Origin of the sequence: Mycobacterium kubicae (assembly GCF_015689175.1) — a bacterium.
Classification (GTDB): Bacteria; Actinomycetota; Actinomycetes; order Mycobacteriales; family Mycobacteriaceae; genus Mycobacterium; species Mycobacterium kubicae.
Genome location: NZ_CP065047.1, coordinates 3144103 through 3166591, shown reverse-complemented (window position 1 = coordinate 3166591; position 22489 = coordinate 3144103). Strand labels below are relative to the sequence as shown.

Genomic DNA, 22489 nt, shown 5'->3' with positions numbered 1-22489 from the left:
CAGGGTAAAGTCGCGCCATGGACGGCAGGCAGTGCACGGGCGCATCAGCCGCCAGCCGTTATGCCTGTAACTGGGAGTATCAGACGCTTTGAAATACGGCCAGAGTTGGCGATACTCACCAGCGACATTCTTGGCTCGAAGCGCAGCACGACGCAGGTCGAAGCTGCGACGCTTCGCGCAGCACCTTCCGTGACGCGGCAGAAGCAGATTGCCGCAGTCCGAGACGACCAGTAATAGGCGAGGGGTAGTGATGGGTGACCAACTCCAGCATGCGACCGAAGCGCTGCGAAAAGCCCTGGTCCAGGTGGAGCGCCTGAAGCGCACCAACCGCGCGCTGCTGGAGCGGTCCAGCGAGCCGATCGCCATCGTCGGAATGTCTTGTCGCCTGCCCGGCGGAGTCGACTCCCCGGAGAGCCTGTGGCAAATGGTCGCCGACGGCCGCGACGTGATGTCGGATTTCCCCACCGACCGAGGCTGGGATCTGGCCAGCCTGTTCGACCCCGATCCCGACGCCCCGCACAAGTGCTATGCCAGCACCGGTGGCTTCGTGGAAGGTGTCGCCGACTTCGACCCCGCTTTCTTCGGCATCGCACCCAGCGAAGCGTTGGCGATGGATCCCCAGCACCGCATGCTGCTGGAGCTGTCCTGGGAGGCGCTGGAGCGGGCCGGCATCAATCCCACCGGCCTGCGCGGCAGCGCGACGGGCGTGTTCGCCGGGATCATCGCCCAGGGCTACGGCATGTTCGCCGAAGAGATCGAGGGCTACCGACTGACCGGCATGACCTCAAGTGTGGCGTCGGGTCGGGTGTCGTATGTGTTGGGTTTGGAGGGCCCGGCGGTGTCGGTGGATACGGCGTGTTCGTCGTCGTTGGTGGCGTTGCATATGGCGGTGCAGTCGTTGCGCTCGGGTGAGTGCGACTTGGCGCTGGCCGGCGGTGCGACCGTCAACGCCACACCCACGGTCTTCGTCGAGTTCAGCAGGCACCGGGGCCTCGCGCCCGACGGGCGCTGCAAGGCCTACGCCGGGGCCGCTGACGGAGTCGGCTGGTCCGAGGGCGGCGCCATGCTTGTGGTGGAGCGGTTGTCGGATGCGCAGCGGTTGGGGCATTCGGTGTTGGCGGTGGTGCGGGGTTCGGCGGTGAATCAGGATGGGGCGTCGAATGGGTTGACCGCGCCTAATGGTCCTTCGCAGCAGCGGGTGGTGCGGGCGGCGTTGGCTAATGCGGGGTTGGGTCCTGCGGATGTGGATGTGGTGGAGGGTCACGGCACGGGGACGACGTTGGGTGATCCGATCGAGGCGCAGGCGTTGTTGGCGACCTACGGGCAAGACCGTAGTGAGCCGCTGTGGTTGGGGTCGATTAAGTCGAATATGGGTCATACGCAGGCTGCTGCGGGTGTGGCGGGTGTGATCAAGATGGTGCAGGCGATGCGCCATGAGGTGTTGCCGGCGAGTTTGCATGTGGATGTGCCGAGTCCGCATGTGGATTGGTCGGCGGGTGCGGTGGAGTTGTTGACTTCGGCGCAGCCGTGGCCGGCGCAGGGTCGGGTGCGGCGGGCGGGGGTGTCGTCGTTTGGGATTAGTGGCACTAATGCGCATGTGATTATCGAGGCGGTGGCGGCGGCGCCGCGTCAGCAGGGGGCGCCGCGGGCGGTGGTGCCGTGGGTGGTGTCGGCGAAGTCGGGTGCGGCGTTGGCGGCGCAGGCGGGGCGGTTGGCGTCGTATGTGGGGGCGCATGCGGAGTTGGATGTTGCCGATGTGGGGTGGTCGTTGGCGGGCCGCTCGGCTTTTGAGCATCGGGCGGTGGTTGTTGGCGGTAATCGTGAGCAGTTGTTGGCGGGGTTGGAGGAGTTAGCTGCCGACGAGGTCACCTCGGTGATCCGCGGTAGTGCGACACCGGCAGGCAAAACCGTCTTCGTCTTCCCCGGCCAAGGCTCCCAATGGATCGGCATGGGCGTCGAATTGCTCGACACTGCACCGGTTTTCGCGCGACAAATGGACGCGTGCGCCGAGGCGTTCGCCGAATTCGTGGATTGGTCACTGATCGACGTGTTGCGGGGCGCCCCGGGGGCGCCCGCCCTTGACCGCGTCGACGTGGTGCAGCCCGTGCTGTTCGCGGTGATGGTCTCGCTGGCCGAACTGTGGAAGTCGATGGGTGTGCGTCCCGATGCCGTCATCGGGCATTCACAAGGGGAAATCGCCGCCGCCTACGTCGCCGGCGCCTTGTCCTTGCACGACGCCGCCAAGGTCGTCACCCTGCGCAGCAAGCTGCTCACCGGACTGGCCGGCCCCGGCAGCATGGTGTCGATCGCCTGCGGCGTCGAACAAGCCCAGGAGTTATTGGCAGCCTTCGGAGATCGGCTCAGCATCGCGGCCGTGAACGGCCGCTCAGCCGTGGTCGTCTCCGGTGAAGTGACAGCGCTCGAACAGCTCATCCAGCGCTGCGCCGACCGCGAACTGCGCACTCGCCGCATCGACGTGGACTACGCGTCGCACTCGGTCGAGGTCGAGGCCATCCGCGACCAGCTCGCCCAAGCCTTAGCCGGCATCGAGCCGCGCTCCACCCGCACCGCCTTCTTCTCCACGGTCACCGGAAGCCGTTTGGACACAGCCGAACTCGACGCCGACTACTGGTACCGCAACATCCGGCAGACGGTAGAACTCGACCAGGCCGTGCGCACCGCGTGCAAGCACGGATACCGCACGTTCATCGAATCCAGTCCGCACCCCGCACTCATCGCCGGTATCGAAGACACGGCGAACGACTGCCTGGACGGCGGCGCGGAAGCCATCGTCGTGCCCACCCTGGGTCGCGAAGAGGGCGGCCTGGAACGCTTCCTGTTGTCGGCTGCCACCGCCTTCGTGGCCGGTGTCGCGGTGGACTGGCGCGCCACGCTGGACGGCGCCAATCATGTCGAGCTGCCCACGTACGCCTTTGAGCGACGGCGGTTCTGGCTTTCCGGTGACAGCGTCGGGGCCGACGCCAGCGGCTTGGGCCTGGCAGCCAGCGACCACGCCATTCTCGGCGCGGTCGTCGAGTTGCCCGCTTCCGGCGGAGTGGTGTTGACCGGTCGGTTGTCGACCAGCGCCCACGGCTGGCTGACCGACCACGCCGTCTCCGGCATGGCGGTGCTCCCGGGCACCGGCTTCGTCGAGTTGGCGGTGCGCGCCGGCGACGAGGTCGGCTGTTCGGTCCTGGACGAGCTGACCCTGCGCTCGCCGTTACTGATCCCGGCGGCGGGATCCGTTGCCGTGCAAGTGGTTGTCGGCGCCGCCGAAGAAGGCGGACAGCGCAGCGTCTCGGTCTACTCCCGCGCGGACTCCGACGGGGCTGCGGTGTGGACGCGCCACGCTGACGGCATACTGCGCGACGGAACCATAAAGCCCACAGCCGATTTGGCCGTGTGGCCGCCCGCGGGCGCGGTCGCGGTCGATGTCGCCGGCGGTTACGACCGGTTGGCGGACCAGGGTTACGGATACGGCCCGGCATTTCGCGGCTTGACCGCGGTGTGGGCGCGCGGCGATGAACTGTTCGCCGAGGTGCGACTGCCCGAAGCCGCGGGCGGGGTGTCCGGTTATGGGGTGCACCCAGCGCTGCTGGACGCGGCCCTGCATGCCGTGGTCATCGCCAATCCCGACGCCGAACTGGTGCTTCCCTTTGCCTGGCAGGGCGTTTCATTGCACGCCGCGGGCGCCGCGGTGGCCCGCGCACGCATCACGCCCGTAGGCCCGTCGGCCGTCTCGGTTGAGCTCGCCGACGGTCTGGGCTTGCCGGTGCTGTCGGTCGCCGCGATGGTGGTCAGGCCGGTGAGCGAACGACAGCTGCGCGCGGCCGTGTCGAGTTCCGGTGCCGACCGCCTGTTCGAACTGGTGTGGGCACCGGCGCAGTCGCCGAGCGGCGCCACCACACCGCCCTATCAGGTCTTCGAATCCGTTGCTTCGCAAGACGATCCGGTCACCCAGACCTATACGCGCACGCACGAAGCGCTGTCCGCCGTTCAGGCGTGGCTCACCGAACACGAATCCGAAGTGCTGCTGGTCGCGACCCGCGGCGCAATGGCCCTGCCGGGTGAGGACATTCGCGACCTGGCCGGCGCAGCGGTCTGGGGACTGGTGCGATCGGCGCAGACCGAAAACCCGCAGCGGATCGTGTTGGTTGATTCCGATCTGCCGCTGGACGAGGAAGCCGTCGCCGCGGCACTGGCCGTCGGCGAGCCGCAGGTGTTGCTGCGCGGGGGAGAGGTCTACACGCCGCGGGTACACGGCAGTCGCGCGGTCGAGGGCATTCTGGTGCCACCAGGTGAGGGGCCGTGGCGGCTCGGCCTCAGCAGCGCAGGGACTTTCGAGAACCTGCAACTGGAGCCGGTACCCAACGCCGGTGCACCGTTGGAGCCCGGCCAGGTGCGGGTGGCGCTGCACGCCATCGCGGCCAACTTCCGCGACATCATGATCACCCTGGGCATGTTCACCCATGAGGCGCTGCTCGGCGGCGAGGGCGCGGGCGTGGTAGTCGAAGTCGGCCCCGGCGTCACCGAATTCGCCGTCGGGGACTCGGTATACGGCTTCTTCCCGGACGGCAGCGGCACGCTGGTCCCCGGAGACACCCGGTTATTGCTGCCGATGCCCGCCGACTGGTCCTACCCCGAAGCCGCCGCCATCTCGGCCGTCTTCACCACCGCATGGTTTGCCTTCGTGCACCTGGCCGACGTCAAGCCAGGGCAACGGGTACTCATCCATGCTGCCGCGGGCGGCGTCGGAATGGCGGCGACCCAGCTGGCCCGCCATCTGGGGCTGGAAGTGTTCGCCACCGCCAGCAAGGGCAAATGGGATGTCCTGCGCGCGTTGGGATTTGACGACGACCACATCTCCGACTCACGCAGCTTGGAGTTCGAGGACAAGTTCCGCACCATCACCGGCGGACGCGGCATGGACGTGGTGCTCGACTCGCTGGCCGGCGAATTCGTGGACGCTTCGCTGCGCCTGGTCGCCCCCGGCGGGGTCTTCCTGGAAATGGGCAAGACGGACATCCGCGACCCCGGCGTCATCGCAGAGCAATACCCCGGTGTGCGCTACCGCGCCTTCGATCTGTTCGAACCAGGCCGCCCCCGCATGCACCAGTACATGCTCGACTTGGCCGAACTCTTCGACGCCGGTGTGCTGCGCCCGCTGCCGGTGACGACGTTCGATGTGCGCCGCGCACCGGCGGCGCTGCGCTACTTGAGCCAGGCCCGCCACATCGGCAAGGTCGTGATGACCCTGCCCGACGCGTGGACGGCGGGCACCGTGCTGATCACCGGCGGCACCGGTATGGCCGGGTCGGCGCTGGCGCGCCATGTCGTCACCAACCACGGAGTGCGTGATCTGGTGCTGCTCAGCCGCAGCGGCCCCGACGCGCCCGGTGCCTCCGACTTGATCACCGAATTGACCGGCGCCGGCGCCCAAGTACAGGTGGTGGCCTGCGACGCCGCCGATCGCGCCGCCCTGGCCAAGGTCATCGCCGACATTCCCGTGCAGCGGCCGTTGTCGGGCGTCATCCATGCCGCCGGCGTGCTCGACGACGCGGTGCTGACGTCGCTGACTTCCGAGCGGGTCGACTCGGTGTTGCGCGCCAAGGTGGACGCGGCGTGGAACCTGCATGAGCTGACCCGCGACCTGAATGTGTCTGCCTTCGTGATGTTTTCGTCGATGGCGGGACTGGTCGGGTCGTCCGGGCAAGCCAACTACGCGGCGGCCAACTGCTTCCTGGATGCATTGGCTACCCACCGGCGCGCGCAGGGCCTGCCCGCCATGTCGTTGGGCTGGGGTTTGTGGGACCAGGCCAGCGCCATGACCGGCGGCCTCGACGCCGCCGACCTGGCCCGCCTGGGCCGCGAAGGGGTTCTGGCGTTGTCCTCTGCTGAGGCGCTGGCCTTGTTCGACACCGCTTTGATCGTCGATCAACCGTTTCTGGCTCCGGCCCGCATCGACCTGGCCGCGCTGCGCGCCCACGCCGTCGCGGTGCCGCCGATGTTCCGGGACCTGGTCAACGCACCCACCCGCCGACAGGTGGACGAATCGTTGGCCGCGGCGAAGTCGAAATCCGCACTGGCCCAACGCCTGCACGGACTGCCCGAAGCCGAGCAGCAGGCCGTCGTCCTGGACCTCCTGCGCTCCCACATCGCCACCGTGCTGGGCACCGTCGCGCCCGAGGCCATCGATGCCGACAAAGCCTTCCAGGAGTTGGGCTTCGACTCGCTGACCGCGGTCGAGATGCGCAACCGGCTCAAAGCCGCCACCGGCCTGTCGTTGTCGCCGACCCTCATCTTCGACTACCCGACGCCCAACGGCCTGGCCTCCTACATCCGGGCCGAACTGGCCGGGGTACCCCAGGAGATCAAGCAGGCGCACGCCGTTCGTGCGACCGACGACGACCCGATCGTCATCGTCGGCATGTCCTGCCGTTATCCCGGCGGGGTGGAATCACCGGAAGACATGTGGGACATGCTGGTTGAGCGCCGCGACGTGCTCTCCGAATTCCCCAGTGACCGGGGCTGGAATCTGGCGGGCCTGTACAACCCGGACCCGGACGTGCCGGGCACCTGCTACACCCGTACCGGCGGCTTTGTGGAAGGTGTCGCTGACTTCGACCCCGGTTTCTTCGGCGTGGCGCCCAGCGAAGCGTTGGCGATGGATCCGCAGCAACGGCTGCTCCTGGAGCTGGCGTGGGAAGCGTTGGAGCGCAGCGGAATCGACCCCGGACGGTTGCGCGGCAGCGCCACCGGCGTGTTCGCCGGCGTGTACACCCAGGGCTACGGCCTCGGAGCCGCGCAAGCGGCCGAGGGCTTCCGCCTGACCGGCCAGTCCACCAGTGTGGCGTCGGGTCGGGTGTCGTATGTGTTGGGTTTGGAGGGCCCGGCGGTGTCGGTGGATACGGCGTGTTCGTCGTCGTTGGTGGCGTTGCATATGGCGGTGCAGTCGTTGCGCTCGGGTGAGTGCGATCTGGCGCTGGCCGGCGGGGTCACCGTCAACGCCACACCTGACATCTTCGTCGAATTCAGCCGCATGCGCGGCTTGTCCGCGGACGGCCGCTGCAAACCGTTCGCCGGCGCGGCCGACGGCACGGGGTTCTCCGAGGGCGGCGGAATGCTTGTGGTTGAGCGGTTGTCGGATGCGCAGCGGTTGGGGCATTCGGTGTTGGCGGTGGTGCGGGGTTCGGCGGTGAATCAGGATGGGGCGTCGAATGGGTTGACCGCGCCTAATGGTCCTTCGCAGCAGCGGGTGGTGCGGGCGGCGTTGGCTAATGCGGGGTTGGGTCCTGCGGATGTGGATGTGGTGGAGGGTCACGGCACGGGGACGACGTTGGGTGATCCGATCGAGGCGCAGGCGTTGTTGGCGACTTATGGGCAGGACCGTAGTGAGCCGCTGTGGTTGGGGTCGATTAAGTCGAATATGGGTCATACGCAGGCTGCTGCGGGTGTGGCGGGTGTGATCAAGATGGTGCAGGCGATGCGCCATGAGGTGTTGCCGGCGAGTTTGCATGTGGATGTGCCGAGTCCGCATGTGGATTGGTCGGCGGGTGCGGTGGAGTTGTTGACTTCGGCGCAGCCGTGGCCGGCGCAGGGTCGGGTGCGGCGGGCGGGGGTGTCGTCGTTTGGGATTAGTGGCACTAATGCGCATGTGATTATCGAGGCGGTGGCGGCGGCGCCGCGGCAGCAGGGGGCGCCGCGGGCGGTGGTGCCGTGGGTGGTGTCGGCGAAGTCGGGTGCGGCGTTGGCGGCGCAGGCGGGGCGGTTGGCGTCGTATGTGGGGGCGCATGCGGAGTTGGATGTTGCCGATGTGGGGTGGTCGTTGGCGGGCCGCTCGGCTTTTGAGCATCGGGCGGTGGTTGTTGGCGGTGATCGTGAGCAGTTGTTGGCGGGGTTGGAGGAGTTAGCTGCCGACGAGGTCACCTCGGTGATCCGCGGTAGTGCCACACCGGCAGGCAAAACCGTCTTCGTCTTCCCCGGCCAAGGCTCCCAATTGCTGGGCATGGGAATGGGACTGCACGCCGCATACCCGGTGTTCGCCGAAGCGTTCAACACCGTGGTGGGTGAACTGGACCGCCACCTGCTGCGCCCGCTGCGCGAAGTCATGTGGGGTCACGACGAAAGTATCCTCAACACAACCGAATTCGCGCAGCCCGCGCTGTTCGCGGTGGAAGTCGCACTGTTCCGCCTGCTGGAATCCTGGTGTGTGCGACCCGATTTCGTCATGGGTCACTCGGTTGGGGAGCTGACCGCCGCGCACGTGGCCGGGGTGCTGTCACTGGAGAACGCGGCGGTGCTGGTGGCCGCCCGCGGCCGGTTCATGCAGTCACTGCCGGCCGGCGGCGCAATGGTCGCCGTGCAAGCAACCGAGGACGAGGTGCGGCCGCTGCTCGACGCCGAGGTCGGGATCGCGGCGATCAACGGCCCCTCCTCGGTGGTCGTTTCCGGTGCGGAGGATGCGGTGCTCGCGGTCGCGGAGAAGTTCCGCGCCGACGGTCGGCGAGTTCACCAACTGGCCGTATCACACGCCTTCCATTCGCCGCTGATGGAGCCGATGATCGACGAATTCGGCACGGTGGCCGCCGGTCTGAGCATCGGTAAGCCCACCATCCCGATCATCTCCAACGTGACCGGGCAATTCGCCGGAGACGATTTCGCGTCGGTCGCCTACTGGAAAAAGCACGTTCGCCAGGCCGTGCGCTTCGCCGACAGCATCCGGTTCGCGCAGTCCAACGGCGCTGCCCGATTCCTGGAAGTCGGCCCGAGCAGCGGGTTGACCGCATCGATCGAAGAGTCGCTGCCCGACGCCGCGGTAATCACCGTTTCCGCGATGCGCAAGGACCGTCTCGAGCCGGTGACGCTGGTCAACGGATTGGCTCAAGCGTATGTCGCGGGTGGGGGCGTGGACTGGCGCCAGGTGATCGGGCAGGCCAACTTCGTTGAGCTGCCGACGTATGCCTTTGAGCGGCGGCGGTTCTGGCTGTCCCACGACACGACCACCGTCGACGCGGCCGACCTGGGCCTGTCACCCGGCGAGCACCCGTTGCTGGGCGCGGTCGTCGATCTGCCCACCTCGGGCGGTGTGGTGCTGACCGGTCGGTTGTCCGCCGCGAACCAAGCTTGGTTGGCCGATCACGCGGTCGGCGGAGTGGTCATCTTCCCCGGTGCGGGCTTCGTCGAATTGGCCATCCGCGCCGGCGACGAGGTCGGCTGCTCGGTCGTCGACGAGCTCACTTTGGCGGCGCCGCTGATCCTGCCTGCGTCCAAACCCGTTGCGGTGCAAGTGGTTGTCGGCGCGGCCGACGAAGCCGGCGCCCGCAGCGTATCGGTGTTCTCCCGCCAGGACGCCGGTTCGCAATGGTTACTGCACGCCGAAGGGTCGGTCAGTTCGGCAGCCGTGCAACCCGGTGCCGATTTTGCGGTGTGGCCACCGGCCGGTGCCACGGCCGTCGAGGTGGCCGGGGTCTACGAGCGGTTAGAGGCACGCGGGTACGGCTATGGTCCGGCATTCCAGGGACTGAACGCGATGTGGCGCCGCGGCGATGACCTGTTCGCGGAGGTGGCGTTGCCCGAGACGGCAGGCCTGACACCGGCGGGATTCGGCGTGCACCCGGTGATCTTGGATGCGGCGTTGCACGCCATCATCGTTGCCGCCGACGAACGCGGTGACTTCGACCGCACTAGCGGCGTGCTGGTGCCCTTCGCCTGGCAAGGCGTATCCCTGCACGCGGCCGGGGCCGCGGCGGTGCGAGCACGCATATCGCCGGTCGGGCCGTCCTCGGTGTCGGTAGAACTGGCCGACGCATTGGGACTGCCGGTGTTGTCGGTGGCCTCGATGGTGGCCCGTCCGGTGACCGAGCAGCAGTTGAAAGCCGCGTTGTCCGGATCGAGCGGCGACCGACTCTACGAAGTCGTCTGGCTACCGGCGCCTTCGGGCGGCGGCGCTGTCCCGCCCTACCAGGTCTACCAGTCACCGCCGGTCGGCGAGGATGTGCTGGCCGGCGTCTACGCGGCCACCCACGAGGCGCTCGCGGCGGTCCAGGCGTACCTGACCGAACACGACTCCGGTGTCCTAGTAGTCGCGACCCAGGGCGCGGTCGCTCTGCCCGACGAAAACGTCACCGATCTGGCCGGTGCCGCCGTCTGGGGACTGGTGCGATCGGCGCAGACCGAACATCCCGGACGCATCGTGTTGGTCGATGCGGACGAACTCCTCACCGACGACGCGGCCGCGGCGGCCCTGGCGGTGGGCGAGCCGCAGGTGTTGCTGCGGGACGGCGCACTGCACATTCCCCGAGTGCACGGCAGCCGCGCGGTGTCCGGCCTGCTGATGCCGCCCACCGAGGGCCCGTGGCGGCTGGCCATGAGCAGTGCGGGAACTTTCGAAAACCTGCAAGTGGAGCCGATTCTCGACGCGGACACGCCGTTGGCGCCCGGCCAGGTGCGCATCGCGACCCGGGCGATGGCCGCCAACTTCCGCGACGTCATGATCGCCTTGGGCCTCTATCCCGACGAGAACGCGGCGATGGGTGTGGAAGCGTCGGGTGTGGTCATCGAAACCGCCCCAGGTAACCGCCTGCTGGCGGTCGGCGATCGGGTAACCGGCTTGTTCCCCGAGGGCACCGGCACCATCGCGACCACCGACGAACGGCTGCTGCTGAAGATCCCCGCGGGCTGGTCGGACATCGAAGCCGCTACCGCGCCGGTCGTTTTCGCGACCGCCTACTACGCCCTGTCCAGGCTGGCTCAGATCCAGCCCGGACAGCGGCTGCTGGTGCACGCCGCCGCCGGCGGGGTCGGCATGGCCGCGGTGCAGCTGGCCCGCCATTGGGGAGTGGAAGTGTTCGCCACTGCCAGCCGTGGCAAGTGGGACACGTTGCGCGCCTTGGGCTTCGACGACGACCACATCGGCGACTCGCGCAGTCTGGACTTCGAGGAGAAGTTCCGCGCCAGCACCGGCGGCCAAGGCGTCGATGTGGTGCTGGACTCGCTGGCCGGTGAATTCGTCGACGCGTCACTGCGGCTCGTCGCTCCCGGCGGTGTCTTCCTGGAAATGGGTAAGACCGACATCCGCCAACCGGATACGGTCGCCGACGAACACCCCGGTGTCCGCTACCGCGCCTTCGACCTGTTCGAAGCCGGACCCGACCACATTCAGCGCATGCTCGCCGAGTTGGCCGAACTGTTCGACGCCGGGGTGCTGCGGCCGTTGCCGGTCACGACGTTCGACGTGCGGCGGGCGCCCGCCGCACTGCGGTACCTGAGCCAAGCCCGGCACATCGGCAAGGTCGTGATGACGATGCCGTTCGGGCCCGGTGGCGCCTGGGGTTCGGGCACGGTGCTCATCACCGGCGGAACGGGCATGGCGGGCGCCGCGCTGGCCCGTCATGTCGTCAGCCACCATGGCGTGCGCCGACTGGTGTTGGTCAGTCGCAGCGGCCCCGAGGCACCCGGTGCCGCCGAATTGAGCGCGGAGTTGACCGAGACGGGCGCGCAAGTCCAGATCGTGGCCTGCGACGCGGCCGACCGCGAAGCCCTGGCCAAGGTCATCGCCGACATCCCGGTGCAGCATCCGCTGTCTGCGGTCGTACACGCCGCCGGGGCGCTGGACGACGCGGTGATCACGTCGCTGACCCCGGAGCGCGTCGATCCGGTGTTGCGCGCCAAGGTGGTTGCGGCCTGGAATCTGCACGAGCTGACCCGGGATCTGAATCTGGACGCGTTCGTCCTGTTCTCGTCGATGGCTGGACTGGTCGGTTCGTCGGGGCAGGCCAATTACGCGGCGGCCAACTCGTTCCTCGACGCGCTGGCCGTACACCGGCAGGCACAGGGTCTTCCGGCGCTCTCGCTGGGCTGGGGGCTGTGGGACCAGGCCAGCGCGATGACCGGCGGACTGGCAACGGTCGACTTCGCCCGGTTCGCCCGGGACGGCATCGTCGCGATGTCCTCGGACGAGGCGTTGGGATTGCTCGACACCGCAATGGTTTTGGGTGAACCGTTCACCCTGCCGGCCCACATCGATGTGGTGGCGCTGCGGGCCAAGTTCGACGGGGGAACGCTGCCGCCCATGTTCGTCGACCTGATCAACGCTCCCGCGCGACGTCACGTCGACGACAGCCTGGCGGCGGCGAAATCGAAATCCGCCCTGCTGCAACGGCTCGACGGGCTGCCCGAGGACGAACAGCTTGCCATCCTGTTGGATCTGGTGCGCTCGCACATCGCCACCGTGCTGGGCAGCGCCAGTCCGGAAGCCATCGACCCAGACCGTGCCTTCCAAGAGTTGGGCTTCGACTCGTTAACCGCGGTGGAGATGCGTAACCGGCTGAAAGCCGCCACTGGACTGGCCCTTTCGCCGACGCTCATCTTCGACTACCCCAACTCGGCGGCGCTGGCCGGCTACTTCCACCAGGAGCTGGTGGGTAGCCAACCGGACGCGCCGCAGGCCGCACCCGGCGAAGCCGAGCTGCAACGCGTCGTGGCCTCCATCCCGGTCAAGCGGTTGCGCCAGGCCGGTGTCCTGGATCTGCTGCTGTCCTTGGCCAACGAGAGCGACGGCAACGGCCAAGCGACCGGGCCCGCGGCGCCGGACGGGTCCAGCGAGGACGACCTTGCCGACATGGACCTCGACGCCCTGGTCAATGCGGCGCTGATGAACGATGACGACTAGCCGCAACGAGGGGCCCCAGTGAGGATCGCGATCACCGGGGCCAGCGGATATCTCGGCCGCGGCCTCGCGGCCCGATTGCTCAGCCAAGGCCATCAGGTCACCGGCATCGCCCGTCGGCGGCCCGAAAGCTGGCCGAGCGCAGCCCAATTCATCACCGCCGACGTCAATGACGGCGCCGCGCTGCGGCGAGCGGTCGCCGGCGTCGACGCCGTCGCACACCTGGCTTGGGCGCCGAATGCGACGACCAACACCAACACCGCCCGCCACCTGCTCGCTGCAACGGCCGAAACCGGCTGCCGGCGAATAGTATTCGTTTCCTCAGCGCAGGCCCACGGTCAAGCGACTCGAGTCGAGGAGCTATTGGCGGGCTCCGGCGCGCAGTGGGTCGCGGTCCGCTGCGCACTGATGCTCGGGCGCGGGCTCGATGACCGGCTGCAGCGGCTGCTGGCAGCACCGGTGTTCCCCGATGTGGCCGCCGACCGCGGCCTGCAGGTGGTGCACACCGACGATGTGCTCCGGTTGTTGATCCGGGCCCTCCTGGACGACGACATCGACAGCGGCCCGGTCAATCTGGCCGCTCCCGGGGAGCTCACATTCCGGCAGATCGCCGCCGCGCTGCGACGTCCGATCATGCCGCCTGGCCTGGCCCCGCTGGCTCGGCGCCTGCCCTCGTTCGCCGAACTGCACACGGTGCAAAGCGCTCCGGTGCTGGACACCGGCCGATTGCGTGACGTGTGGCGATTCGAGCCGGCCTGGAACGCCGAGGAAACCGTCACCGACTTCGCACTGGCGGTTCGGGGCCGTCTGGCGCTCGGCAAGCGATTGATCGCTCTGCCCTGGCGCATGGCCAGCATTCAGGATCTGCCTGCGGTCGACGCCCCGGCGGCCGACGGCGTACTCCCGAAAATGGCAGGCCCGCAAGAACATAACGGAGAGTTCGACACACCGATCGATCCCCGCTTCCCGACCTTTTTGGCCACCAACCTGTCCGAGGCGCTGCCCGGGCCGTTCTCGCCGTCGTCGGCGTCGGTCACCGTGCGAGGTTTGCGCGCCGGCGGCGTCGGCATCGCCCAACGGTTGCGGCCTGGCGGAGTGATTCAGCAGGAAATCGCCATGCGCACCGTCGCCGTGTTCGCGCACCGGCTCTACGGCGCCATCACCTCAGCGCACTTCATGGCCGAAACCGTGCCGTTCGCCAAGCCCGCGACCATCGTCAGCAACAGCGGATTCTTCGGCCCCAGCATGGCTTCCCTGCCGATCTTCGGTGAGCAGCGTCCGCCGTCCCAGGCCGGTCGCATCGGCAAGCAGTTGCGCACGTTGCGCAACATCGGAGTGTTCGGGGTCAACCTGGTCGGCCTGTCCGCTGGTGCCCCACGCGACACCGGCGAGTACCTCGAGGACGTCAACCGCCTGGAACAGCTCGTCGGCGACGACGTCACCCGGCTCAGCGATCGCCGCCTGCTCAGCCTCATCCTGTTGGCGCGCGACCACGTCGTACACGGCTGGTGGCTGGCATCGGGTTCCTTCATGCTCTGCGCCGCCTTCAACGTGCTGCTGCGTGCACTGTGCGGACGAGACATGGCCCCGTCAGCCGGCCCCGAACTGGTCAGCGCCCGATCCGTCGAGGCGATTCAGCGGCTGGTGCATGCCGCGCGACGCGATCCCGCGGTGAGCCGGCTGCTGTCGGAGCCGGGGGAGCGGCTGGACAAGCTGGCGGTCGAGGTGCCGGAGTTTCATGCCGCGGTGCTCGCCGAGCTGGCCCTGATCGGACACCGCGGCCCGGCCGAGGTCGAGATGCTGTCGACCAGCTATGCCGACGATCCCGAGCTGCTGGTCCGCATGGTGACCAAAGCGTTGAGCGCGCCGCCGGCACCGCAGCCCATCCACCCCGCAATCCCGGTGCACGCCAGGCCTGTCGCCAAACTCGCCGCGCGCCAACTGCGGGACCGGGAGGTGCGCCGCGACAAGATGGTGCGCGCCATCTGGGTACTGCGCGGTCTGCTGCGCGAATATGGGCGCCGGCTGGTCGAATCCGGCGTCTTCACCACACCCGACGACGTCTTCTATCTCCTGGTCGACGAACTCGACGCCCTGCCCGCCAACGTGTCAGAACTGGTGGCCCGCCGCAGGGCCGAACAACACCGATTGGCTGCCGTCGTGCCGCCCACGGTGTTCAGCGGCACCTGGGAACCGGCCGCCGTCACGGCGGTGGCCGCCAGCGGGGGAGACACTTTGCGCGGTGTCGGGGTCTGCGGCGGCCGGGTCCGCGGCCGCGTCCGCATCGTGCGGCCCGAAACCATCGACGACCTCGAGCCAGGCGAAATTCTGGTCGCCGAGGTCACCGACGTGGGATACACCGCCGCGTTCTGCTACGCCGCCGCGGTGGTGACCGAACTGGGCGGTCCGATGTCGCACGCCGCGGTCGTCGCGCGTGAATTCGGCTTCCCGTGTGTCGTCGACGTGCAAGGGGCCACCCGGGCGCTACCGCAGGGGGCGCTGGTCGAGGTCGACGGCAGCACCGGGGAGATCCGGGTGATCGACCTGCCGGCTGAGGCGTCGTAGACCGGCCTCAACAGGCGAAGGCGACCCCCACCCCGTCCGGCGGCGGCACCGACCGCAGGCAGCCGTACGGTTCGACGCCCGCGGCGCTGAGCCGGGCCGCGGACTGGTGGGCGTAGTTCACACAGATCACCTCGGATTGATCGGCGCGGCAGCGATAGTCACCGAAGAACAGTGAACTGCCATTGGCCAGCTCCGGCCCGTCGCCGTTGACGAATGGTCCTGGATCGGCCCGCGCCGCTCCTACCTGCAAGTTGGTGCCGTCGAAGTTCACCCAGCCGCCCTTCCACTCGCCGTAGGCGGTGTCGGGCCGCGGCGGTGGATTGGTCAACTTGACCAGACAGGCAACCGCGTCACCGGTGTGTTTGGTATCCGTCGTGCACGCCACTGCACCTGCCGAGGCGGAAAACGCGCTGTCGTCACCGAGTTGATTGGTGACACCGTCGCGCGCTGCGGTGTGGAACTTGGCGGGATCGGCCGGGTGCGCCGCCTCCACCCAGGCGATGACCTCCGACATCGGCGCTCCGGCGGCCGGCGCGGTCGGCGGCGACGGCAGCTTGCCGGCCGAGGCGGAAGTGGTGCTGCTCGGCGGCGTTGCGCCGGTCGTTTGCGAATGTTCCGACTGGCTGCCGGCATCATGCGAGCACCCCGCAAGCAGCAGAGGTATTGCAACCAAGGCACCGATCCGCATCCCGCCAGGCTAATCGCCACGATCCGAATTCGGGCGCTGCGCGCGCCGTCCCCGCGACGCGTCCGCTAACGTCGGTCTATGCACGAGCGCATCGTCCGCGCCCGCACGGCCGCCGGCACCGTCGAAGGCTTCACCCGCGACGGCGTCAATCGCTGGCGAGGCATTCCGTACGCCAGGCCGCCGGTAGGCCCGCTGCGCTATAAAGCACCGCAGCCCGCCGAACGTTGGTCCGGGGTGCGGCACTGCCACGGATTCGCCAACTGCGCCCCCCAGCAGCGTCGCTACACCATGGTCGGTCTGGGCCGGTACCAACCCATGAGCGAAGACTGCTTGACGCTCAACGTCGTCACACCCGAAGGCGGCGCAGACGAACCGTTACCGGTCATGTTCTTCATCCACGGCGGCGGCTACATCTTGGGCAGCTCGGCCACCCCCATCTATGACGGTGCGGCCCTGGCCCGGCGGGGTTGTGTCTACGTGTCGGTCAACTACCGGCTGGGCGCGCTGGGCTGCCTGGACCTGTCCTCGTTGTCGACGCCCCAGACCAACATCGACGGCAACCTGTATCTGCGCGATTTGGTGCTGGCACTGCGCTGGGTCAACGACAACATCGCTAGTTTCGGCGGTGACCCGGACAACGTCACCATCTTCGGCGAAAGCGCGGGGGCCCACATCACCGCGACGCTGTTGGCGGTTCCCGCCGCCAAAGGGCTTTTCGCACACGCCATTTCGGAAAGCCCCGCGATGGGTATGGTGCGCTCGCCGGAGGTTGCCGCCGAATTCGCGACGCGATTCGCCCAGTTGCTCGGGGCGAGCCCTGACGACGCCGCCACGGCGGTGATGCAGGCATCGCCGGCCCAGCTGGTCAAGGCCCAGCAACGCCTGATCGAACAGGGCATGCAGAAACGACTGGGCGCCTTCCCCATTGGGCCGGTGGCCGGTGACGAGGTGCTGCCCATCGACCCGATCGACGCGATGCGCAACGGACAGGCGCACCGGGTGCCCCTCATCGTCGGCACCAACGCCGAGGAGGGCCGGTTGTTCACCCGGTTCCTCCGGATGCTGCCGACCAACCAGTCGATGGTCGAGGAGTTGCTGGCCGACGCCGACCCGGCTGCCCGCGAGCGCATCACCGCGGCCTACCCGAATTACCCTGCGGCATCGGCATGTATCCAACTCGGCGGTGACTTCGCCTTCGGTGCGGCGGCCTGGCAGATCGCCGAAGCCCACACCAACCATGCACCCACCTACCTGTACCGCTATGACTATGCACCGCGCACGCTGCGCTGGTCGGGTTTCGGAGCGACGCATGCCACCGAACTGTTCGCCGTATTCGACATCTACCGCACCAGATTCGGCGCCTTGCTCACCGCGGCCGCCGACCAACGCTCCGCGCTGCGGGTCAGCAACGAGGTACAACGCCGCTGGCGGTCGTTCAGCCGCACCGGTGTGCCCGGTGACGACTGGCCGGCCTACACGCATACCGACCGAGCCGTCATGGTTTTCGACCGCAAGTGCCGCATCGAGTTCGATCCACACCAGCACCGCCGACTCGCGTGGGACGGCTTTAGCTTGGTGCACTGAACGCCATGGCGTCTGACAACGAGCGGGCCATCGAACGCCCCAGCGACCTCACCGCCGAGTGGCTCACCGAAACTCTTGGCGCTGGAACCGTTTCCAGCTTCACCACCGAGCGTATCGGCACCGGACAAATGAGCGAGTGCTACCGGATCGGCCTGAGCTACTCCGAGGGCGACGGCCCGCGATCGGTGGTCCTAAAGGTCGCCGCCAGCGATCCAATGAGCCGGCAGACCGGGTTGACGCTGGGTCTCTACGAGCGCGAGGTCCGGTTCTACCACGACATCGCACCACGGCTGGGCGGCGCGATCGCACCGTGCTACCACGCGGCCGTCGACCTCAGCACCGGCGTGTTCGATCTGCTGCTCGGTGATGCCGCTCCGGCGGTCGTCGGCGACGAAATCGCCGGTGCCACAAGCCAACAAGCGCACCTGGCCGTCGTCGAGCTGGCCCGGCTGCATGCCCCGCTGCTCGGCGACGCTGCGGCGGCCGCCGCAGCGTGGCTCAACCGCGACTCACCGCTGAGCCAGGCCATGATCACGCCGCTGTACGCGGGCTTCATCGACCGCTACGGCGATCGGGTCGCGCCGCAGCACCGCACCGTCTGCGATACCTTCATCGCCGCTTTCGACGGTTACCTCGCTCAGGAGGGCGCCCCGGGCCGAGTGCGGGGTCTGGTGCACGGCGACTACCGGCTGGACAACATGCTGTTCGGCGCTGCCGGGTCCGACCGGGCACTCACCGTGGTCGACTGGCAGACCGTGTCCTGGGGACCGGCTTTGACCGATCTCGCCTACTTCCTGGGTTGCGCCCTATCCACTCCGGACCGACGCACCCACTATGACGAGTTGCTGCGTGCCTACTATGGGGCGCTGGGTCCGATGCCACCGATCACGCTGGCCGAACTCCGCGAAAGTGTGCGCAGGCAAAGCTTTTTCGGCGTAATGATGGCGATCGTGTCCTCGATGCTGGTGGAGCGCACCGCGCGCGGTGACGAGATGTTCATGACGATGCTGCAGCGGCACTGTGACCATGTGCTGGACACCGACGCGTTGGCCACCCTACCTGCCCCTGCCCAACCGGAACCCTTACAACCGGCGGAGCCGGATGAGCTCGCCCACACTGCAACCGCCGAGCCGCTATGGAGCGAGAGCTGGTACGCCGACTTCGTCGCTGCGGCAGAGGGATTGGGTGGCTGGTTCCGCCTCGGCCTGATACCCAATCAAGGGCGAGCCTGGATTCACGCGCTGCTGTGCGGACCAGACCTGCCGACCGTGGCCGTCATCGACGTCGACGTGCCGGTGCCCGCCGACCCGTGGGCGATCCGAACCGACAGCATCGAACTGCGCCACGCCGCCGACGCACCATTACACACCTATCGGGTCGATCTACGGGCCCGAGGCCAGTCCTACCCGGACCCGTCGGCCTTGCTGCGCGGCGAGGCGGGCGAACCGGTGGACGTGGCGCTCAACCTGGAGTGGACCACGAACGGAACCCCGTATCAGTATCGGGTCACCACCCGCTACGAGATTCCCTGCACCGTCTCGGGCACCGTCGTGGTCAAACACGCTCGCTACCAGATCGATTCGGTTCCCGGACAGCGCGACCACTCCTGGGGTGTGCGCGACTGGTGGAGCATGAACTGGATGTGGAGCGCACTGCACCTCGACGACGGCACGCACCTGCACGGTCTGCACCTGACCATCCCGAACACCGGCGAACTCGGCATCGGTTACCTGCAGAGTGCCGAGGGCCCGCTGACCGAATTGCAAAGCGTCACCTACCGAGAGGCGTTCGCGCCCAGTGGCTTACCGCTCGACACCAACCTGACGCTGAACCCCGGGGACCTTGCCGCTGACGTCGAGGTGCGCGCGCACGCGCCGGTCTTGCTGACCGCCGACGACGGGCGCGTCAGCCAGTTTCCGCGCGCCTGGGTCGACATCACCACTGGCGACGGCCGCCGTGGAGTCGGCTGGATGGAATGGAACCGAAACCAGCCGTGAGCGGCGACCGGTCGACGCCCCGGTCACCCATCGTGGTGATGGGTGTCTCGGGAGCCGGAAAGTCCACGATCGGAGCCGCCCTCGCGCGGCGCCTGGGCCTGCCGTTCATGGACGCCGACAACCTGCACCCGCCGGCCAATCTGGCCAAGATGTCCGCGGGCGTTGCGCTCACCGACGCTGACCGCTATCCGTGGCTGGAGAAGGTCGGCGACTGGCTGGCCGCCCACCCCGACGGCGGGGTGATGAGTTGTTCAGCGCTCAAACGCCGCTACCGCGACCAACTGCGCACCCAATGCCCTCAGGTCCGGTTCCTGCACCTGACCGGGACACGGGAACTGCTCAGCCGACGCATCACGGCCCGACCGGGTCACTTCATGCCGGTGGCATTGCTGCGGTCGCAATTGGACGCCTTGGAACCCCTTGGCGCCGACGAAAACGGCGTCGCCGTCGACGTCGGCCAGGACGTCGACGACGTCGTCGATTCCTATCTGGCTAGTTCCACCAGCGCTTGCGACGGCCGCTGAGCTGCTCGTCGAAGCGGTCGCGGGCGGTGTCGGCGAGTTGACTGCTGCGCGCCACCGCGGTGTCGGCGAGTTGGCTGCCCCGGTCGCGGGCGGTGTCGGCGAGCTGGCTACCGCGGGCCACCGCCGTATCGGCCAGCACGCTGCCGCGCTGACGTGCGGTTTCGGCCAGCTCTACGCTGCGCTCCCGAGCCGTGCTCGCCAGCTTCTCACCCCGCTTGCGCGCCTCCTCGGCCAACGGGACACTCCGCTCGGCCGCGGTGCTGGCCAACTCCCGGCTGCGTTTGCGCGCCTTCTTCGCCAGCGGCGCAGTCCGCTCGGCGGCGGTGCTGGCCAGTTCCCGACCCCGTTCCAGGGCGGCTTCGGCCAGCGGCGCGCTCTTCTCGGCCGCGGTGCTGGCCAGTTCGCGACCCCGCTCCAGGGCGGCTTCGGCGTAGGGCGCGCTCTTCTCGGCGGCGGTGCTGGCCAGCTCACGGCTGCGTTCGGCGCCGGCCTGCAGACCGTGCACAATACGATCCCCAAGCTCCGCATCGATCAGCGCGTCGTGGGATCCCGGTAGCGCTCCGGACACCCGCTCCGAGAGCCGTTCGGCCGCCTTGCGACCGCGCCAACCCAGCGACGGTTTACCCGCGGTGTCGGCCGACGCGATGATCAATCCGCCCAACAGGCTCACGTCGGCCAGAAACGCCCGGCGCATCTCCGCCTTGCGCTCCGGATCGGATTCGGTCCAAAACATATGCGCGCCAAGGTTGCCGGGGATTACTGTCAACGCCAGCGCAGCAGAGGCGACTCGGGGCAGTCTGCCCGCGGCCAACAACAGGCCACCGCCGATCTGGACACCGGCGTTGATTTTGGCAAGTGTCTCGGCATCCGTCGGTACTTTGCTACCCACCGGATCGGGCAGTTGCTGCAATCCGCTCACGGTGGGCTGGGCGGCTTGCGCTGCCGGCTTCGGGTTGCGCAGGGCGTCCACTCCCTGGCCGATGAACACAGCTGACAACATGGGTCGCGCGATTCTCCGGATCAACATGGCAGGTGTATTACCCGCCTCGCCAGCCCACAAACCGCCGGGCCGGTCGTTACCGGCATATCGTGGGGTGTGTGCGGGCGTTGATCATCGTCGACGTGCAAAACGATTTCTGCGAGGGCGGCTCGGTACCGGTGACCGGCGCTGCGGCTTTGCCAGCGGCAATAAACGCCTACCTGGCCAGTGACCCCGGATACCAACACATCGTTGCTACCAAGGACTTTCATATAGATCCCGGCGATCATTTCTCCGATCACCCGGATTACTCCTCCTCCTGGCCGCCCCACTGTGTCGCAGGAACTCTCGGCGCGGACTTCCATCCCGATCTCGACACCAGTCGCTTGGATGCCGTGTTCCGCAAAGGCGCGTTCAGCGGGGCGTACAGCGGGTTCGAGGGCGTCGACGACAACGACACACCGTTGCTGGACTGGTTGCGGCAACGGCAGGTGGATGAGGTCGATATCGTCGGAGTAGCCACCGATTATTGTGTGCGGATGACCTCCAAAGATGCGGTCCGCGCTGGCTTGGCGACCAGAGTGCTGCTGGACCTGACGGCGGGTGCCGCGGCGGACTCCACCTCGCAGGCCATCGCCGACATGCGCAATGCCGGTATCAGCGTGGTCTCGAGCAGCTGATGGCGCGGCCGGACCGGGAGGCCTTGCTGGCCGCCGTCGAGCGCTCGCCGCAGGCCGCCGCTGCCCATGACCGGGCCGGCTGGGTGGGCCTGTTCACCGAGGACGCCCGCGTGGAAGATCCAGTCGGGTCGAGGCCCAACGTGGGTCGTGAGCAGATCGGCCGATTCTTCGACACGTTCATCGCCCCCCGAGACATCAAGTTTCACCGGGACCTCGACATCGTCTGCGGCTGCGTTGTGGTGCGCGACCTCGAGCTCGAGGTGGCGATGGGTTCAGCCGTGACCATGCTCATTCCCGCGTTTTTGCGCTACGACCTGCGGGGGACCGGCGCCGACTGGCAGATCGCCGAACTGCGGGCGTACTGGGAGTTGCCGGCCATGATGCTGCAATTCCTGCGAACCGGACCCGGCGCGGTGTCACCGGCTGTGCAACTGTCCCGGAGCTTGCTGGGCAACCAGGGCCTGCGCGGCACCGCGGGCTTCCTCAGTGGTTTCCGCCGCGCGGGCACGCGTCACAAGAAGCTCGTCGAAACCTTCCTCAACGCAATCGTGCGAAAGGACGAGGCGGCCGTATTGCAAACGTTGTCACCAGGCGCCCCAATCACTTTGGGCGATGACGACGCACTGGACCGCACCGAACTCGTCGAGCAGCTGCGCGGCGCCAGCTGGACCAAAGCCATCGGCGCGGGTTCGACGGTCACCGTTTCGGTGGCCTCGGATCACGGGCGCGGCATTCTGTTCGCCGACGTGGCTTGGCGCGGCCACCAGATCAACGAGATCCGTTACTTCCCAGCCTGATCGGTGAC

9 protein-coding genes are annotated in these 22489 nt (G+C 68.0%); 7 read left to right on the top strand and 2 right to left on the bottom strand.

From position 1 onward, the window contains the following. Positions 1 to 250: 250 nt before the first annotated feature. A complete protein-coding gene (locus tag I2456_RS14860; protein WP_186246548.1) occupies positions 251 to 12670 on the top strand; it encodes a type I polyketide synthase in 12420 nt (4139 codons plus the stop codon). Between the two features lie 18 nt (positions 12671 to 12688). Then, positions 12689 to 15232 (top strand): sugar epimerase family protein, encoded by a 2544-nt coding sequence (locus I2456_RS14855; RefSeq protein ID WP_085073097.1) that lies wholly within the window; start codon positions 12689 to 12691, stop codon positions 15230 to 15232. 7 nt (positions 15233 to 15239) lie between these two features. Here I2456_RS14855 and I2456_RS14850 read toward each other — a convergent pair whose 3' ends face one another. Continuing rightward, complete coding sequence (locus I2456_RS14850; RefSeq protein ID WP_085073096.1) at positions 15240 to 15920, bottom strand: hypothetical protein; 681 nt, start codon at positions 15918 to 15920, stop codon at positions 15240 to 15242. A gap of 78 nt (positions 15921 to 15998) precedes the next feature. Between I2456_RS14850 and I2456_RS14845 the strand changes: the two genes are divergently transcribed. From I2456_RS14845 to I2456_RS14835, 3 genes are read left to right on the top strand one after another with little or no spacing between them, the layout of a single operon-like run. Next, positions 15999 to 17504, top strand: a complete 1506-nt coding sequence (locus I2456_RS14845; RefSeq protein ID WP_085073095.1) for a carboxylesterase/lipase family protein — start codon at positions 15999 to 16001, stop codon at positions 17502 to 17504. Between the two features lie 5 nt (positions 17505 to 17509). After that, entirely contained in the window at positions 17510 to 19501 is a 1992-nt protein-coding gene (locus I2456_RS14840; protein WP_085073094.1) for a DUF7064 domain-containing protein, read from the top strand. Then, positions 19480 to 20025 (top strand): gluconokinase, encoded by a 546-nt coding sequence (locus I2456_RS14835; protein WP_085073093.1) that lies wholly within the window; start codon positions 19480 to 19482, stop codon positions 20023 to 20025. The genes I2456_RS14840 and I2456_RS14835 overlap by 22 nt, the downstream gene beginning before the upstream one ends. Here the strand turns inward: I2456_RS14835 and I2456_RS14830 are convergent. Next, the gene (locus I2456_RS14830) at positions 19994 to 21052 is read right to left on the bottom strand and encodes a DoxX family protein (protein WP_068033016.1); all 1059 of its coding nucleotides are present in this window, start codon (positions 21050 to 21052) and stop codon (positions 19994 to 19996) included. The genes I2456_RS14835 and I2456_RS14830 overlap by 32 nt on opposite strands. A gap of 71 nt (positions 21053 to 21123) precedes the next feature. Between I2456_RS14830 and pncA the strand changes: the two genes are divergently transcribed. Further along, positions 21124 to 21684: a pyrazinamidase PncA gene (gene pncA / locus I2456_RS14825; RefSeq protein WP_085073092.1), complete on the top strand. Its 561-nt coding sequence runs from the start codon at positions 21124 to 21126 to the stop codon at positions 21682 to 21684. Beyond that, on the top strand, positions 21684 to 22481 hold the full coding sequence (locus I2456_RS14820) for a nuclear transport factor 2 family protein (RefSeq protein ID WP_085073091.1): 798 nt from the start codon (positions 21684 to 21686) through the stop codon (positions 22479 to 22481). Before pncA ends, I2456_RS14820 begins: the two co-directional genes overlap by 1 nt. Positions 22482 to 22489 lie beyond the last annotated feature (8 nt).